This window comes from Priestia sp. P5, assembly GCF_029522155.1.
Taxonomy (GTDB): domain Bacteria; phylum Bacillota; class Bacilli; order Bacillales; family Bacillaceae_H; genus Priestia; species Priestia megaterium_E.
This window is the reverse complement of the sequence record NZ_JAKWFJ010000001.1, coordinates 294410-312245: the sequence shown is the minus strand read 5'-3', so window position 1 is coordinate 312245 and position 17836 is coordinate 294410. Positions and strand designations below refer to the sequence as shown.

20 protein-coding genes are annotated in these 17836 nt (G+C 38.4%); 1 reads left to right on the top strand and 19 read right to left on the bottom strand.

The genetic code is table 11. The features are described from left to right. Position 1 precedes the first annotated feature (1 nt). From MMB69_RS01545 to MMB69_RS01535, 3 genes are all read right to left on the bottom strand, one after another. The gene (locus MMB69_RS01545) at positions 2 to 925 is read right to left on the bottom strand and encodes a PLP-dependent cysteine synthase family protein (protein WP_277447058.1); all 924 of its coding nucleotides are present in this window, start codon (positions 923 to 925) and stop codon (positions 2 to 4) included. Positions 926 to 1068: 143 nt separating this feature from the next. Continuing rightward, entirely contained in the window at positions 1069 to 1764 is a 696-nt protein-coding gene (gene mtnN / locus MMB69_RS01540; protein ID WP_028411671.1) for a 5'-methylthioadenosine/S-adenosylhomocysteine nucleosidase, read from the bottom strand. Between the two features lie 17 nt (positions 1765 to 1781). Continuing rightward, entirely contained in the window at positions 1782 to 2423 is a 642-nt protein-coding gene (locus tag MMB69_RS01535) for a class I SAM-dependent methyltransferase (RefSeq protein WP_115654934.1), read from the bottom strand. A 137-nt stretch (positions 2424 to 2560) separates the two neighbouring features. Here MMB69_RS01535 and MMB69_RS01530 point away from each other — a divergent pair, with 137 nt between their 5' ends. Beyond that, complete coding sequence (locus tag MMB69_RS01530; protein ID WP_013085082.1) at positions 2561 to 2776, top strand: DUF2536 family protein; 216 nt, start codon at positions 2561 to 2563, stop codon at positions 2774 to 2776. Positions 2777 to 2789: 13 nt separating this feature from the next. Here the strand turns inward: MMB69_RS01530 and MMB69_RS01525 are convergent, their stop codons facing one another. The 16 genes from MMB69_RS01525 to MMB69_RS01450 all read right to left on the bottom strand — a co-directional run bounded on the left by MMB69_RS01525 (position 2790) and on the right by MMB69_RS01450 (position 17818). Then, complete coding sequence (locus tag MMB69_RS01525; protein WP_013059276.1) at positions 2790 to 3455, bottom strand: YrrS family protein; 666 nt, start codon at positions 3453 to 3455, stop codon at positions 2790 to 2792. Between the two features lie 117 nt (positions 3456 to 3572). Next, on the bottom strand, positions 3573 to 5339 hold the full coding sequence (locus MMB69_RS01520; protein ID WP_277447051.1) for a peptidoglycan D,D-transpeptidase FtsI family protein: 1767 nt from the start codon (positions 5337 to 5339) through the stop codon (positions 3573 to 3575). 122 nt (positions 5340 to 5461) lie between these two features. Then, a complete protein-coding gene (locus MMB69_RS01515) occupies positions 5462 to 6019 on the bottom strand; it encodes an isochorismatase family protein (protein ID WP_372452255.1) in 558 nt (185 codons plus the stop codon). Positions 6020 to 6138: 119 nt separating this feature from the next. Further along, positions 6139 to 6615 (bottom strand): transcription elongation factor GreA, encoded by a 477-nt coding sequence (gene greA, locus MMB69_RS01510; RefSeq protein ID WP_013059279.1) that lies wholly within the window; start codon positions 6613 to 6615, stop codon positions 6139 to 6141. A gap of 218 nt (positions 6616 to 6833) precedes the next feature. Continuing rightward, the gene (gene udk / locus MMB69_RS01505) at positions 6834 to 7469 is read right to left on the bottom strand and encodes a uridine kinase (protein WP_013059280.1); all 636 of its coding nucleotides are present in this window, start codon (positions 7467 to 7469) and stop codon (positions 6834 to 6836) included. Positions 7470 to 7476: 7 nt separating this feature from the next. After that, a complete protein-coding gene (locus MMB69_RS01500; RefSeq protein WP_013059281.1) occupies positions 7477 to 8739 on the bottom strand; it encodes a peptidase U32 family protein in 1263 nt (420 codons plus the stop codon). Positions 8740 to 8778: 39 nt separating this feature from the next. Beyond that, positions 8779 to 9708, bottom strand: coding sequence for a peptidase U32 family protein (locus MMB69_RS01495; protein ID WP_277447050.1), 930 nt, complete (start codon positions 9706 to 9708; stop codon positions 8779 to 8781). Further along, a complete protein-coding gene (locus MMB69_RS01490) occupies positions 9705 to 10361 on the bottom strand; it encodes an O-methyltransferase (RefSeq protein WP_013059283.1) in 657 nt (218 codons plus the stop codon). The genes MMB69_RS01495 and MMB69_RS01490 overlap by 4 nt, the downstream gene beginning before the upstream one ends. Positions 10362 to 10542: 181 nt before the next feature. Beyond that, positions 10543 to 11646: an endolytic transglycosylase MltG gene (mltG, locus tag MMB69_RS01485; RefSeq protein WP_277447049.1), complete on the bottom strand. Its 1104-nt coding sequence runs from the start codon at positions 11644 to 11646 to the stop codon at positions 10543 to 10545. A gap of 412 nt (positions 11647 to 12058) precedes the next feature. Next, complete coding sequence (locus tag MMB69_RS01480) at positions 12059 to 12343, bottom strand: DUF1292 domain-containing protein (protein WP_013059285.1); 285 nt, start codon at positions 12341 to 12343, stop codon at positions 12059 to 12061. Between the two features lie 154 nt (positions 12344 to 12497). Then, positions 12498 to 12914 (bottom strand): Holliday junction resolvase RuvX, encoded by a 417-nt coding sequence (gene ruvX / locus MMB69_RS01475; RefSeq protein WP_013059286.1) that lies wholly within the window; start codon positions 12912 to 12914, stop codon positions 12498 to 12500. Next, complete coding sequence (locus MMB69_RS01470; protein WP_013059287.1) at positions 12915 to 13184, bottom strand: IreB family regulatory phosphoprotein; 270 nt, start codon at positions 13182 to 13184, stop codon at positions 12915 to 12917. A gap of 84 nt (positions 13185 to 13268) precedes the next feature. Further along, positions 13269 to 15902 carry an alanine--tRNA ligase gene (gene alaS, locus MMB69_RS01465; protein WP_264408582.1) on the bottom strand — a complete coding sequence of 878 codons (2634 nt, stop codon included), beginning with the start codon at positions 15900 to 15902 and terminating at the stop codon, positions 13269 to 13271. A gap of 388 nt (positions 15903 to 16290) precedes the next feature. Further along, positions 16291 to 17352, bottom strand: a complete 1062-nt coding sequence (locus MMB69_RS01460; RefSeq protein ID WP_013059290.1) for an AI-2E family transporter — start codon at positions 17350 to 17352, stop codon at positions 16291 to 16293. Between the two features lie 114 nt (positions 17353 to 17466). After that, entirely contained in the window at positions 17467 to 17601 is a 135-nt protein-coding gene (locus tag MMB69_RS01455; RefSeq protein WP_013059291.1) for a YrzQ family protein, read from the bottom strand. A gap of 25 nt (positions 17602 to 17626) precedes the next feature. Then, positions 17627 to 17818, bottom strand: coding sequence for a hypothetical protein (locus MMB69_RS01450; protein ID WP_013059292.1), 192 nt, complete (start codon positions 17816 to 17818; stop codon positions 17627 to 17629). Between the last annotated feature and the right edge of the window lie 18 nt (positions 17819 to 17836).

The window sequence follows — 17836 nt, the reverse complement described above, 5'->3', positions numbered from 1 at the left end:
CTTATCTTCCTCCACTGTAAATATTTTTACTTAAGTACCGTTCGCTGCTATCCGGAAAAATCGTGACGATATGAGCCCCTTTTTCTGCATTTTTTGCTTCGATCAGGGCTGCTTCGAAGGCTGCTCCTGAAGAGCTCCCTACTAGTAACCCCTCTTTTAAAGCCAGCTCTTTCACTCTTTGAAAAGCATAAACATCTTCAACAGTATGAATAGCATTAAAATAAGACTGCTCCATATAATCAGGGATGAACTCCATTCCAATTCCTTCAGTTAAGTGAGGGCCGGATTTCCCTCCGTTTAAAATTGAACCTTCTGGCTCCACAATGACTGTTTTTAGAGAAGGATTTTTTTCTTTCAAAAATTTCGCTGTACCCATAAATGTTCCCCCTGTACCTGCCCCAGCTACAAACACGTCAACTTTTCCATCAAGCTGTTCATATATTTCTGGCCCTAAGGTTTTGTAATAAGTCCTAGGGTTGGCCGGATTAGCAAACTGCTGAGGGCAATAAGAACCAGGTATTTCACGCAGCAGCTCTTGAGCCTTGTTTATAGCACCTTTCATACCAGCTTCAGTAGGCGTTTGAACCACCGTTGCCCCCAAAGCCTTCATAAGCTGCTGTTTTTCAATACTGAATTTTTCTGGAACACAAAGTATGACGTTTATGTCGTGCTGAAGAGCAGCTAAAGCGAGCCCGATCCCCGTATTCCCAGCAGTAGGCTCAACCACCGTTCCCCCTCGCTTCAGTCTTCCAGAGCCAAGAGCTTCTTGCAGCAGTTCTTTTCCTAAACGATCTTTTACACTTCCTCCTGGATTAACATATTCCAGTTTGGCAAATATCCTGATTTCCCTAGGTAAATCAAATTGTGTAATCTCAATCATAGGTGTGTTTCCAATCAATTCATGAACGTTTTTGACTACCTTCATAATCTTGAACACCTCGCTATCGAAATAATATAACTTAACCTATAAATAAAGTAGGAATTAAGATAAAAATATAGTCTACACCCCATGTTATGACAAACGATGCAGAGTGTAGACGAAAACAAACTCTATATTTTACGAACAGCTTATTTTAATTTTGTAATAAAATTCAATACTAATTTCGTTGAATTAACAGCCGCTTTTTCTAAAAATTGCTCAAAAGAAACATTTGATTCTTTGCCGGCGATGTCAGAAAGAGCACGAAGAATAACAAACGGCACGCCAAATTGATAGCATACTTGAGCAACAGCCGCCGCTTCCATTTCAGCTGCATACAGGTCTGGAAACTTAGAGCGAACAAACTCTACGCGCACAGGATCGTTCATGAACGAATCTCCTGTAGCAATTAGTCCTTTTACAATTTTCATATCCGTTACTTCAAGAGCGCTTTCTTCAGCAAGACGAACTAGTTTTTCATCTGCTTTAAAAGCTGCAGGCAAGTTTGGCACTTGACCGTATTCATAGTTGAATACCGTTACATCTACATCATGATGACGAACTTCTGTTGAAATGACCGCATCCCCTACGTTTAACTCTGGATGAAAGCCGCCTGCTGATCCTGTGTTAATAACGTAATCAGGTTTGAACTTCTCTAGTAAGATGGCTGTAGATAGCGCAGCATTTACTTTTCCAATACCTGATTTTAATAATACAACCTCCACGCCGCTGATTGTTCCTGTCGAGTATTCACATCCTGCGATTACTGTTTCTTGACGATTCTCAATTTTATCTCGTAAAATCGTCACTTCTTCTTCCATTGCTCCAATGATTGCTACTTTCATTTTAAAACCTCTTTCTACTATTGTTTCGTTGCCTCCAATACCCACACAAAGTGATTAAATTGTGTAAAGGTTATGTGAAAACCATTGCTTTCAAAGATTTGCTTTAAGACGGGAATCGTTGTATAGTATTCCCTCTCGAGATCTTCTGCTAGTTGCGTATATCCTTTTTGTTTTGCCTGAACAATGGTATCAGCAAATGAATCTGCTGTTTCAAACATTGTATCAGCAAACACTATTTTACCACCGGTTTGAAGTAACTTTCCATAGTTTATCACAGCTTCTTCTTTTTCTTTATCTGTTAAATGATGAAAAGCATACGTACTAACTAAGCTCTCTGCTGGAAACAATGATGTATCAAATTGTAAAAAGTCTCCTGGTGTAACTAAAACATCTGCCCCTAATTTCTGGTGTGCCAATTGTCTCATTGGTACTGAAGGTTCAATTCCTACTACAGTCAGTTTTTTTTCTAACAGTTTTTTTGTTAAGTTTCCAGTCCCTGTTCCAAATTCTATCACATGCCCTATTGAACGGTCTGCTACATATTCTAAGATTTCATTATAATTGCGAAACACTTCTCTATACTGTTCATCTTTCCCGCTTACCGATGCATCATACTCATTCGCCCACTTTTCAAAGATATCTAAAAACTCTAGACCCATAAAAACGCCTCCTTATAACTAATAATTCTTATGGATATAGTATGTTTTTAGCTATCTTTTGTTCTTCATTTACAAATATTTTAAGCTTTTAACTTTCTATTTGCTATACTATAGTAATGAGGTAAGGAGGTCGTAAGATGAATTTTGAATTTGAAATGATTGAAGATAAAATAGAATTTTTTGAAGCGCCTGACGTTAAAATGCTTGAAAAACAAATTGCGGAAAAAATAGACCAAAATAAAGCGATTTTGCTTGAGGTGCATAGCGTATCTCACCAAATGTCTGTGGATTATGAACAAGGTAAAAAGCTTTACTCTGCAGTTGTTCATTTCAAATTAAAAAAGCAGCGCTAGCGCGCTGCTTTTCTTATTGAAGCTTATCCACTACTGCGGGCTTCCAGCCTTCTCCATCTACCCATTCAATCTGAACGCGGTACTTTGTTGATGAGTTGCCTTTAGGACTAACCGTAGCTACGGCTTTACCTACGCCACCGTTATTTCCTAAACGCCATACCGTCATATTGCTTGGGCTAATGCCTGACCCTTCGCCTACAGCTTTTAGCATTTCGTTCCAATCCGTTGATCCTTTTTTATATGTTGCTGCAGGTGCATCTTGTGACGTACCTACTGAATCCCATGAAGGATCTACCTTGCGTTCTGCCACACCAGGCTCTGGATTTTTCTCTACTTCAGCCTGTGAATCTGAGTCGTTTGATTCTTCATCTGTTGCTTGATCATCTTCAGAGCTTTGGTCATCTTCAGAACTTTGATCGTCCGTTGCTTGATCATCTGTCGCTTGATCATCTTTCGAAGAATCATCGTCTTTTTTAGCCGTCTTGTCCGTTTTTTGGTCATTTGTTTGCGGATTGTTTTGAGTTGTTTCCGCTTGGTTATCCGATTTATCCTTGTTTCCAAGAATCATCGTACCACCGACAAATACAATTAAAACTGCTACGACAGCAATTAACAGATTATATAATCGGTTTACTTTTTTTTCTTTGTTTTCGTGTCTTGAAGAACGATTGTTATTCATTGCTACAATTTCCTCCAACTTTTATAATGCTTTATTCTAACATGTGTTTTCTTATACATGAAGCATCAAAATTTATTTGAAGTATATTTGTAATATTTTTTACAAATTCTTCTTGTTTTAACGTGTATTTAAGTCATACATCCCTTTAACAATATCATAAAATACGCTGTTTGTGGGAGATATCGCACTTTTTGTATTTAAATCCACTACTACCATTGCATATTTTGGATCATCTGCAGGAAAGTAACCCGCAAACCATTTATTGACGATATCGTCTTTCACATTGATTTCAGCAGTTCCTGACTTTCCTGTCACTTCATAAGGAAGCGTTTGAAATCTTCTTCCTGTTCCTTTTTCGCTCTGTACGACACCTTTTAAAAGCTGCTGCATAGAAGCAGCTGTGGCTTTATTAATGGTATCTCCTTTTAGCTCATGCTCTTTAAACGTATACAATGACGTGTTGTTTTTGTACTCTAGCGCATCTACAGCTTTTACCTGTTTCTTTTCTCCTCCGCGTGCAATTGTCGCCATCATATTTGCTACTGCAAGCGGAGTCACTTTTACATCAAGCTGTCCAATTGCCGTTTGAGCTACAGCATTTGGTACTTTTTTTTCTCTTGCATTTGTCCAAACTCTTCCCGACTTCTCTCCTAAAAACTGCTTAAAATGTTCAAAGTGAAACACATCACCCGTCCATCCTACAGGCTGAATAAGTCCTAACTTATCAGCATATTGTTCAAGGATATTCGGATTAGATATTATCATTTCTTTTGCTAGCTGGGCAAACGTTGCATTACAACTTTGCGCGAAGCTTTCTTCAAACGTCAGCTGCCCTTTTTGATGATCTTCTTCTACATTATTGCCATAAATACTTTTATCGCAGTTATAGGTCAAAGAAGGCTGAATTTTATTTTGCTCAAGCGCTGCAGCTGCTGTTACGGTTTTAAATATAGATCCAGGAGTTTGTGGCGTCAGCAAACGATTTTCTACGCTGTCTGAACCGTTTTGCTTTTTAAATGGATCTTTCTTATTAATCGAAGGCCTGCTGGCCATCGCAATTACTTTATTGCTTTTTATATCAATTAAGACGGCTCCTCCGTCTTTTAACTTATAATGATTTAATGTATTCTCCACTAGCTCCTGAGCAGACAAATCAAGCGTCGTACGCACACTGACTGGATAATAAGGGTTAGCTGTGCCCGTGTATTTTACATCGATGCCAAACATAGGCCCACCTAGGCGATCAACATGATAAAGGAGCTTAGACTCCTGTTCAGGCAGCAAAAACTCGTCAAAAGCCCTCTGCATCCCTGAGATACCTACAGGCGTAGTTGATTTAATGGCTCCATTTTTCAATTTGTCACTGTACTTCTCTTCAATTATTTGTTTGCTTTGTGCCTCTAGTCCGATTAAATGTTCAGCAAGAGGAACTGGACGCTCATCTTTTAGAGGAATTCCAAATACGCCAGGCACCTTTAATGCATTTATTTGTTCGACTTGTGCATGGGATAATTCTTTTGTAATAATAACCGGTGTTTTAGCATTCGCTAGTCTGTTCGTTAGTTCCTTTGGTTGTATTCCCACGATTTCGCTTACTTGCTGAACAGGCCACTTCATTTTTTCTAAAAATGGAAACAGGACTAAGCGATTATGCGTGATAGATGTTAAAGACTGTCCATTTTTATCTTCAAATTTCCCTCGCCCGTCGTCTACCACCATTTCCTGCGTACGCTGTTTTACGCTTTCTTCGATTAAGTTAATCTTTTTGTCAGTAAAAGATTCTGTGCTGACAAGCTGGAGTTGAACAAGACGTGCTCCCAGTCCGCTAATTAATAATAAAATAAAAATAAGAGTAATATAAATTCGCTTGTGAATTATTTTCATGACTACACCTCACTCTTTACAAGTGTCGACGTCGCCATTACTTTTAAAACCATTATCTTAAGAAATATTCATTCTTTTTTTCATTTCACAAAAAAACTTGCTGATTCAGCAAGTTTTTATTATTAATTTTCCGTTAAAAATTGTTGAGTCGTTCTTAGCTTTCCTATTTTCGGAAAGATGTAAGAAAGAGTTGCTTCATGCTCTTCTTTTGTAAATGTCGCCATGGCATCCGTGATAAAAATTTGATTATACCCATACTGAAATGCTTCACGAGCTGTGCTTTCCACACCAATATTTGTTGCAATTCCGCAAAGGACAATTGTATCAATTCCTCTTCGGCGAAGCTGAAGGTCTAAATCTGTCCCAAAAAAGGCTCCCCACTGACGTTTTGTCACAACGTAATCATTCTCTTGAACATTAAGTCTTGGATCGAATTCCGCCCAGTCTGCAGGTCTTTCTTGAGGAACAGATGGGTTTTGATCCGTTTCTGGCGTCAATGCATCTTTTCCATCTTGAAAATCTACTCGTACAAAGCTAATAAATCCATTTTGTTCCCTGAAACGATTCACAAGCTGAACAGATTTCTCCACAATTTCGTCTCCTCCAATTGGAACAATCCCTTTTTGTAAATCAATTAAAACAAGCGCTGTTTTAGTAAAATCGATATCTTTCATCTTCATCTTTCCTTTCTTGCATATCTTTTCTATTCTCTCCGTTTTTTAAAATCATATAAAAAAAGCTGACGCGTGTCAGCTTTTTTACTTACGAGCATTCAGTAGAACGCTTCCAACCATATGTTTTACTTAACAGATACAATTTTCACTGACATATCTCCACCAGGAGTTTGAACAGTTACTTGATCTCCAATTTGTTTGCCCATTAGACTTTTAGCAATTGGCGAATCATTTGAAATTTTCCCTTCAAACGGATCTGCTTCTGCACTCCCTACAATTGTATACGTTTCTTCGTCACCATCTGGCAACTCTACAAATGTTACAGATTTACCTAATGATACAATAGAAGAATTTTCTACATCTTCTTCAATAATTTTCGCATTGCGAATCATATTTTCAAGCGTTGTAATACGGCCTTCTACGAAAGCCTGCTCGTCTTTTGCAGAATCGTACTCAGAGTTCTCCGATAAATCTCCAAAACTGCGGGCAATTTTGATACGCTCTACAACTTCTTTACGTTTTACTGTTTTTAAATATTCTAGCTCTTGCTCTAGCTTTAGCTTTCCTTCTTCTGTCATTGGAAATACTTTTTCTTGTGCCATAATCCCTTCACTCCTTCTTGAACTCAAAATCTCTAGTGTATACAGTCCATTTCTGTATGTACAAAAAATTTTCCACTCTGTGGAAAAATCAGTTAATAGAGAAATGACAGCTTCAAAATAGAAGCTGCTCGTTTCTCTATTCTTTATAATGTTTGTGTTTAGTTAGCAGAATATGTCTGCATTGTCTTCAAAAAAATTCCTGCATCTATGCTATGTTATTATAAAATGGCATTTTGTTCAAGAATTGTTTGAATTTTAGTGACCATCAAGTCAATCGCTACGTGGTTTTGACCGCCTTCAGGAATGATAATATCTGCATAACGTTTTGTTGGTTCAACAAACTGATTATGCATCGGGCGAACGACAGATACGTACTGATCAACAACTGACTCAAGCGTACGCTCTCGTTCTTTAATATCACGAAGCATACGACGAATGATACGAAGATCCGCATCTGTATCTACGTATAGCTTGATATCCATTAAATTACGCAAGCGCTGATCTTCTAGTACAAGAATACCTTCTAAGATAATAACATCTTTTGGTTCTTCTCTAATTACCTTCTCAGAACGCGTATGAATTGCGTAATCATATACCGGTTTGTCAATGCTCTCATAATTTAATAAGTTTTGCAAGTGTTCAATCAGCAAATCATTATCAAATGCTAAAGGATGATCGTAGTTTGTTTGCAAACGCTGTTCAAACGGTACATCGCTTTGATCTTTATAATAATAGTCTTGCTCAAGAAGCATAATAGAATGCCCTTTAAAATACTCATAAATAGCTTTGGTTACAGTTGTTTTACCAGAACCGGATCCACCAGCGATACCGATTACAACGGGCTTTTTCCCCATTTTATATTTAAATCCCCTTTCGCATCATGTTATATGAAAATAGAGGTTGGTCCACTTTAAATTTCACAATTTGCAGCGGATGACGCGCAGCATCTAGTTCATTGCCATCTTCGTCCCAAATTTTATCTATTTTTTGCGTAAAGTTTTTAATTTCCGGACCGAAAAATTCCACTTCTTCTCCCGGTTTAAAATAGTTACGCTGTTGCAATGTCACGATGCTTGTTTCTTCATCATAATTCAATACTAAACCAGCAAAATCAAATTTTGTTTTCTTGCCGTGTACGCCAAACATTTGCTCATCCACTCCAGGAACTCCTTCAAAAAAGGCAGGAGCCGTATCGCGGTTTGCACATTTGTCTAGCTCATCAAGCCATTCTTTTTGAATCACAAAATTCTCAGGATCTGCACAGTATGCGTCAATCACCTTGCGATATACGCTCACCACTGTTGCAATATAGTGAATCGACTTCATACGTCCTTCAATTTTTAAGCTATCAATACCCAGCTCAATCATTTGAGGGATAGATTGAATTAAATTTAAGTCTTTTGGACTCATTGCAAACGGATCGTCTTGCTCATCAAATAAAGCCGTTTCCGTTTTACCGTCTTCTACTTTAAATAAATCATAGTCCCAACGGCATGATTGACAGCAGCCTCCGCGGTTTGAATCACGTGCTGTCATATGGTTACTTAGCACGCAGCGGCCTGAATAAGCAATACACATCGCTCCGTGAATAAAAGCTTCAATTTCAATATCCACTTTTTCTTTCATTTCGCGCATTTCTTCAGCACCCGTTTCACGAGCAAGCACAACACGTTCTAATCCTTCTTCTTTCCAGAACTGAACGGCTTTCCAGTTTGAAAGTGATTGCTGCGTACTTAAATGTACTTCAAGCTTAGGTGCAACGCGTCGACAGGTTTCGATAATTAACGGATCAGCTACGATGATTCCAGAAACACCAGCGCGCTCTAATCCCATTAAATAATCTTCAAGTCCGTCCATATTTTCATTATGAGCAAAAATGTTTGTTGTAACATAAATACGTGCGCCGTATTTGTTTGCAAACTGAACACCTTCTGCCATTTCTTCAAATGTAAAGTTATCTGCATTTGAACGAAGGCCAAACTCTTTTCCTCCGATAAACACAGCATCTGCTCCATAGTGTACGGCAACTTTTAATTTTTCAAGGTTACCGGCTGGAGCTAACAACTCAGGCTTCTTAGTAATAACTCGTTTACCTTCTACTACAGTATCGATTTGAACAGCCATCGTTTGTACCTCCTTTGTTTATCTTTCTTTGCAAGCTTTTTAATATACCGTTTCTTTAAAGAAAAACCCTGTGTCTAACGGGCGGTTAATTGGCTGCAAGCTTTCAATTTCTTCTAACAAATCGTCTTTAACGTTTTCGTATTCTTCACGGTCATCTACACATAAATCAATCGCTTGACGATATTTTTTTGTTACTTCTAAAATATATTGCGGTGACTTTAATACGCCGTCAATTTTGAATACATCTACTTCAGCGTCAATCATTTCCGACAGCTCATCGATAATGCACATATCATTTGGACTCATAATGTGCGTTCCATTTTCATCTTCGAAAATTGGATACTTATTGTTTCGCTCATTATCAAGTAAAAACATATCTTTTTCTACTTTACGATTTTCAATTTCCATGACTTTTCCTTGATACTCAAAGTAGTTGCCAAGAAGTGAACGTTTTGATTGGAACATACACGTCATGCCATGCACCTGAACTTCAATTTCTACCTCGGCTTTTTCTTTGATATCAATGACGCTATCCATGCTTAACTCACGAGCAAGAACTGCACGCTTAGCTCCTTTACGCCCCCAGTAGTTACATGAATACCAGTTTGTTCCCGTTGTTTCAGTACTCCAGTGCATCTTCATTTCTGGAGCTGTTTCACGCACTGCCATCAATACAGCAGGATCTCCAAAGACAATCGCATCCACGCTTGCTTCTTTTAAGAATAAAATATATTCATTTAGTCCGGCGATTTTATCATTGTGAAATAATCCGTTCATCGCTACGTAGACTTTTGCATTATGCTGATGAGAAATATTTACAGCTTCTACGATATCTTCACGTTTGAATTCACCTGCTAAACGCAAACCGTAGCGCTGTTCACCAACCATAATAGCTGTTGCTCCAGCTTGTAGTAATGATTCGATTTCTGAAACTGCAGTTGGTGTCACTAATAGTTCTGGTTTTTTCATTCTTGGTCACCTCTTTTAATACTAATCGCGATTCCGTCTCCAATAGGGAGAATAGTTGTATAATAATCGGGATGATTCATCAGCCACGTATTGTATGCCTGAATTTTTTTAATTAAGCTGCGGCGTCGACGTGTTTCTACTTCGGCCAAATCGGTCGCTACGTGACCTTTAAATAGTACGTTATCCGAAATAATCATTCCTTTAGAAGATAGCATCGGCTCATAATGTTCAAAAAAACGCTGATACTGACCTTTAGCTGCATCAATAAAAACTGCATCATAAGGACCATGACGTTCAATCTCATCTCTAAGCTCTAGTGCATCTCCAAACAACGACACAATTTTATCTTGTTTTCCCGCCCGTTCAATAAATTCTTGCGCTTTTTGGTAACGCTCTTCATTTCGTTCTACCGTAACCACTCGTGCCTCTGGAAGCGCATGGGTCATTCGGATAGACGAATATGCAATCGCTGTTCCAATTTCTAATATATGTTTTGGCTGATGAAGACGAAGAATTTGCAATAGCGTTTCAACACCAATCAATTCCATAATCGGAACGTGATGTTCTTTTGCATAAGCTTCCATTTCTTCAATAAGCTCTTGGCGCTTAGGAATAAGCTTTTCCACATACTGCTCTACGTTTTGTAAAAGCAAAACACTTCCTCCGTTCTCAGAAGTACATTTTACATTATGTTTTCATAACGTTTCATTACTGCAAAATAGTAAGACAACTAGTCTATTATAAGTTTTTTTCGTTTTTACGTAAACCCGATATATTTTAACATAAAAGATGGGGAATGCGAAGTATCGCGATTCCCCAATTTTAAAATTCCAATTATTTTTCGGTATTTTGCTTTTCTTTACCTGTAATATGCTTGGCTTTTTCTTTGTTATGTTCTTCTAACGTTTTGGTAAAAATAACTTTTCCTTCAGGTGTGGCCAAGAAGTATAAATAATCTGTATTGGCTGGATGTAACGCAGCTTTGATTGACATCAAACCAGAGCTGGCAATTGGTCCTGGAGGCAACCCTTTTACTTTATACGTATTGTAAGGAGAGTCCACTTCTAAATGCTTATAGAACACGCGGTCTTTATGCTCTCCTAAGGCATATAAGACGGTTGGATCCGTTTGAAGAGGCATATTTTTTTCAAGGCGATTATAAAAGACGCTGGCAATTTTTTCTCGGTCGACTTTTGCAGTTGCTTCCTCTTCAATCAGAGAAGACATTGTTAACAATTTATGTGCACTGAATTTTTTCTTCTCCATTTGCCCACTGTACTGACCTAATACATTATTTGTTTTCCCTACCATTTTATCCAATATTTCATCTAACGACACATTTTTATCATAAAAATCATACGTAACGGGATATAAATAACCTTCTAGCGGATGTTTAATATCTTTTTGCATCACTTCATCCGTTACTAAATCTGGATATTTTTCTTTCATTTTATTGACGAATGCCTTATCGTCTAGCTTTTTCATGACTTCGTCTTTTGTAAACTTTGTATTTTTAGCAATGATATCAGCAATTTCGACAAGCTGGCGTCCTTCTGGAATGGTGACACGAATATCAGGTTGTTTTGAAACCTCGCCTTTTTCCATTTTTTCAACCATTTCCCCTAAGCTCATGGAAGGAGAAAATAAATACGTTCCAGCTTGAAATCCAGACACATGGGTTAATTTTACGTAATAGCGAAATGCACTTTTACTTTTAATTAAATCTTCTTTTTTCAATACCGTACCAATCGATTGGACGGAAGAACCTTGTGGAATGGTCACATTTACTTTTTTATTGCTATTTCGATCCACGGGCGTTAAGCGGGATTGAGCATAGAAAAATGCACCGCCAACTAGTAAAAGAAGTACGATAATTGTAATAAAAATAACTCGTTTTTTTCTTGAACGATTAGGTAGTAAAAATGTTTGTTGCGACAAGCAGCTTCCTGGTTAAATCTACTTCTGTAAAAGAAGATACAACCAGTTTCACCTCTTTTCTTCTTGATTTTTTATAAGTATGAACAGAGAGGAGACATGAGATTGCGATTCATTCGTATCGCCTATAGGTGTGAGATGGTATCGCTTCCTTAAACTCTCGCCTCTTCTAAATTTTTTCCATGATTTATGTTATTGTCTGCCCAAAGTCTAGTTTCATCCGTTCAAACAATGAATTCTTTTATTAAAATGCACTCTCACACGCAGGAATTATTATACTACAATTTATCCTATTTTTCGTCATTATCATACAATCTGCCCTAAGAATGCAAGGAAAAACCTTTTTATATCTAAAAAGAACAGCCGCTATGTAAAAAAAAGCTGATAACGATTGTCATCAGCTTTTTCACTATAATTATTCGCCTTCTTCGTCAAGGAATGTATTAACCATTTCCTCAACCATGTCCCACTCTTCTTCTGTTTCAATCGGTTGAAGCTCACCGTCTTGACCATCTTCACTTGGTGTGAAAGCAGATGCATGAATTTCAATTTCCTCTTCATCATCTTGGTCTGCTCCGATTGGATAGTAAATTACATATGATTTGTTATATTGATCAGAATCAAATGTGAATAAAATTTCGCATAGTTGCTCATTTCCATTCTCATCGACGATTGTAATTTTATTTTCTTCTACGCTCATGTTTGCACCTCATTTTATATTGTAAGCTCTTAGCTTAACTTTTTCTTCAGCGAAAAGCAAGCCGTTCAGTTATTTCACTTCCCTTTTACGTACAAAAGAATATGCAAAAGGGAAATTCATAACTTTTCAGCTGAGGCAAAGCCTGCTGCTTTTCTTACTGCTTGCTGTCTAAGTATCCTTGAAGAATCATAACAGCTGCCATTTTATCGATTACTTTTTTGCGTTTCTTGCGGCTTACATCGGCAGACAGCAGTACTCGCTCTGCTGCCATCGTCGACAAGCGCTCGTCCCACATCATCGTTTCAATGTTAAGTTTTTCTTTGACGTTGTCAGCAAACTCAATGCACGCTTCGCCTCGAGGGCCAATCGTACCATTCATATTTTTAGGAAGACCCACTACGATTTTCTCTACGGAATATTCGTCAATTAGCTGCTGTAAACGAGGATATGATTGCTCCATCTGCTCATCTGCAATTTTAATTGTTTCAATTCCTTGCGCTGTCCATCCCATTTCATCACTAACTGCCACACCAATTGTTTTGGTTCCTACATCTAATCCTAATACGCGCATTTATGAATCCTTTCGATGCTGTTGTAAATAAGATTTAACAAGTTCTTCAATGAGCTCGTCTCGCTCTAACTGGCGAATTGTGTTTCTCGCATCGTTATGACGAGGAATGTAAGCAGGGTCTCCTGATAACAAATACCCAACGATTTGGTTGATTGGGTTGTAGCCTTTTTCTTGCAGTGCGTCATAAACCGTAAACAATACTTCATGTACGTTTGTTTCAGCTGGCTCATCTTGAAAATTAAATTGCATGGTTTTATCAAATGAACTCACGGTCCCACCTCACTCTCTTAATTTGTGAACACATTGTGCACTATGCTAAGTCTTATTTATATTGTACACCAAGAAAGAGGAGAATTAAACGGATTTAACCCATTCTTCTACAGTGCCAAGTGCTTTTTCAATTTGGCTAGCGTCTTTTCCTCCAGCTTGCGCCATGTCAGGGCGTCCGCCTCCGCCTCCGCCGCAAATCGTCGCTACTTCTTTAACAAGTTTGCCAGCATGATGGCCTTTAGCAATTAAATCTTTTGTTACACCTGCAATGATATTTACCTTTTCACCTTGTGGAGAAGCTAATACGATCACAGCGGATTCTAATTTTTGTTTTAAATCGTCAACCATTGCACGAAGGTTATTCATATCCGTTGCATTCACTTTTGCTGCTAGGACATTCACACCATTAATGTTTTGCACGCGGTCAACAAGATTGCCAGCTTCAATATTGCCAAGCTTTGTAGATAATGAATCATTTTCACGCTGAAGATTACGAATTTCTTCTAGTAACCCTTCAACGCGCCCTACTAAATCACGCGGGTTGGATTTTACTTTTGCCGCAGCTTCTTTTAGTAAGCCTACTTGATCGTTCATTAACTGGTAGGCAGCTTTTCCAGTTACAGCTTCAATGCGTCGAGTACCTGCACCGATTCCCGATTCTGATACAATTTTAAATAAACCGATAACGGATGTATTTGGCACGTGACATCCACCACATAATTCTAAGCTGTAGTCGCCTACTTGTACTACGCGCACGATATCTCCGTATTTCTCACCAAATAGCGCCATTGCACCCATCGCTTTTGCTTCGTCAATTGCTTTGTTTTCAATTTGTACAGAGATGCTGTCCCAAATCTTTTCATTAACGATTTGTTCAATTTTCTCAAGCTCTTCCTGTGTCACTTGACCAAAGTGAGAGAAGTCAAAGCGCAAGCGATCCGCTGTTACTAAAGAACCCGCTTGATTAACATGCGTTCCTAACGTATCTTTTAATGCTTGATGCAATAAATGCGTTGCCGTATGATTTTTCACAATCGCACTGCGGTTTTCTTCATCAAGCGTTGCCGTGTATGTTTCGCCTTTTACAAGCTCACCGTTTGTTACAGCTACCGTTTGGACATTTTGGCCGTTTGGCGCTTTTTGAACGTCTTTTACTTCCGCTGTTCCTGAAGCACTTTGAATCGTACCTTGGTCCGCAATTTGACCGCCACTTTCTGCGTAGAATGGCGTGTGGCTTAAGATGACTTGCGCTTCTGTTCCAGCTTCAGCGCGGTCAACAAGCTCACCGTCTACAATAATTGCTTCAACAACTGTTTTTACTTCATTTTTATCATAACCAACAAACTCACTTGCAACGGTTACTTCACCAAGTACCCCGCCTTGAACTTGCATAGAACTAGAATCTTGACGAGCAGCACGCGCACGCTCACGCTGTGCTTCCATTTCACGTTCAAAACCTGCATGATCAATTTTCATGTTCTCATCTTCTGCATATTCTTCCGTTAATTCAACAGGGAATCCATACGTGTCATATAAACGGAAAACATCTTCGCCTTGTACCGTATCACTGTTTTGCGCTTTTTCTTTTTTAATAACAGTTGCCAAAATAGCTAGTCCGTCATTTAACGTTTCGTGAAAACGTTCTTCTTCATTTTTTACTACGCGCTGGATAAAATCCGTTTTTTCCTTTACTTCCGGATAGAAATCAACCATGATTTCACCTACTACCGGCACTAGCTCGTACATGAACGGACGATTAATGTTTAACTTTTTAGCATAACGAACTGCTCGGCGTAACAAACGGCGCAGCACATATCCACGGCCTTCATTTGAAGGAAGCGCACCATCACCTACAGCAAATGTTACCGTACGAATATGGTCAGCAATGACTTTAAATGCCGTATCTTGCTCATCATTTGTACGATATTTAGCGCCTGAAATGTTTTCTGTTGCTTCAATAATTGGCATAAACAAATCTGTATCAAAGTTTGTTTGCACGTCTTGAATAACAGAAACCATACGCTCTAAGCCCATTCCCGTATCGATGTTTTTCTTTGGAAGCGGCGTGTACGTGCCATCAGGATTGTGATTAAATTGAGAAAATACAAGGTTCCAAATTTCTAAATAACGCTCATTTTCCCCGCCTGGATATAATTCCGGATCAGTTAGGTCATTTCCATATGCTTCTCCGCGATCATAAAAGATCTCTGTATTTGGACCACTCGGACCTTCTCCTATATCCCAGAAATTACCTTCTAAACGAATGATGCGCTCTTTAGGCACGCCCATTTTTTCATTCCAAATCTTAAATGCTTCTTCATCTTCAGGGTGAACTGTTACAGATAGCTTATCTGCGTCGAATCCAATCCATTTATCGCTCGTTAAGAATTCCCATGCCCATTGGATGGCTTCTTCTTTGAAATAATCACCGATAGAGAAATTACCAAGCATTTCAAAAAACGTATGATGGCGAGCCGTTTTACCTACGTTTTCGATATCGTTTGTACGAATGGATTTTTGTGCGTTACAAATACGCGGATTTTGAGGAATAACACGACCATCAAAATATTTTTTTAATGTAGCTACTCCACTGTTAATCCATAATAAAGATGGATCTTCATGCGGAACTAAAGATGCGCTTGGTTCTACATCATGGCCTTTTTCTTTAAAGAAATCTAAATACATTTGACGAACTTGTGCTGACGTCAGTTTTTTCATGATTGGTCCTCCTTTAATACTCTTCTTATTTATAGACAAAAAAATGATGACATAAAAGCATCTATTTTCTCTGTGTACAAAAGCAATTGCTAGTTATTTGCACACAAAAAAACTCTCATCCCTGTAGCAGGGACGAGAGTTGAACTCGCGGTACCACCCTGATTATAAATGCCAAAAGCATTTATCACCTTCATAGCGTTAACGTTGCTGACACGGCAGGTTTTAGCCTGCACTCTGGACTAGCGTTCAGCTGCTCTTTGTTTAGCGCTTCTTTCAGCCAAGGAAGCCCTTCTCTAAAAACCAGTGTGCAACGTACTCGATCCATCATTGTGTTTAAAATATGTAGCGTTTTCTTATGGCGATATTATGACAAATTAACCGCTCTTTGTCAATGTTTGAGCGTATAAGAGCGGATATGCAAAATAGATATTTTAATGACTGCTAAAATTGGCACAGCCAAAATGAGACCCAATACTCCTCCAAATTCTCCTCCTAAAAGGAGCGCAAGCATGATAAACAAAGGATGAATATGAAGGCTCTTTCCTACGATAAGCGGAGACAGCACATTTCCCTCTAGAAACTGCAGCACAAAGATTATAATGACAATGGTAATAACCAACTTTATCGAGATTGTGGCTGCAATAATAGCTGCTGGAACCGCACCAATAATCGGGCCAAAATAAGGAATGATATTCGTTACGCCAATAATGAAGCCTAAAAGAAGTGCATAAGGTACATGAAAGAACCACAGTGCCGCCGTGGCAATCACACCAATAATGAGACAAACAAAAAACTGCCCTCTAATGTAATTGCCGAGCGATTCATTCACATCCGATAAAAAACGTTCGCCTGGTTTGTGCCACTTTTTAGGCGTAACATAAGCTGTTGCTTTCTTAATAGAGGAAAAATCCTTCAGCATATAAAAAACAATAAATGGAATAATGATTAAAATCAAAAAAGAGGTAATCAATGACTTTAATCCTTCGGCCACTTTTGTAAGCCACACGTTGAGCGTAGCCTCTACATCATCAATGCTGCCTTCAATTTTCTCATGTACACCGTTTGGAAGTGAAGTTGTACGATCATGAATCGATTCTACCCAATGTCTATATGTATTCGTAAAATGAGGCAGCTGTTCGTTTAAATCTTTTACTTGTTCCACAAAAATAGGGTACGACTTATAGGCTCCAAACCCAATTCCTCCAAAAAAGATGATGTAGATCAGTAAAATAGCTAGAGGACGAGGCACGCCTTTATCATGCGTTTTTTCAATAAGCGGATGAAGTAAATATGTAATGAATGCTGCAATAAAAAAAGGCAGCAGTGCTTTTAAAAACATGTAAATAACAGGAAGCCATAAAAACTGGACTTTAAAAAAGACTAATATGCACAGCAGCGCTAATAACAGCAGTCCGAATCTATAGAACCATTTGAATGAACTATCTTTCAACGTAAACTCCTCCTCTCCTCTATTTTTTGATAAAGAAAGGAGTTTATACATGCAGTTGTCTCTTCTGCCTGCAAAAAAGCACTATTGCAGCTAAGTGCAATAGTGCTTTTTTTATTAGTGAATAGCTTTCATCATACGTTTACGCATTTTTTTCATATTTCTTTTTGTAAACATCTCTCGATCATCTGCCATTTTAAATGCATAAGCTCCAAGACCGAAAGCGACTACTGACGGAATGATTCTGCCCATTGCTCTTCCTCCCGGTAAAAAAGAATTAGAAATTGATTGTGCGCTCGTCGTCTGAGAACAAATCATCAAGCGAGCTCAATGTTCCATCTTCTTCTACTTGGTGAGTATTAATTTGTCCTTTTGAAATAGTCATTTCAATAAAACAATTCCAGCAGTAATACTGATTTACACCAATTTTGCCAACGTCAATACTTTTACAGTTTGGACATTTAAACAAAGTCGACACCTCTTTATA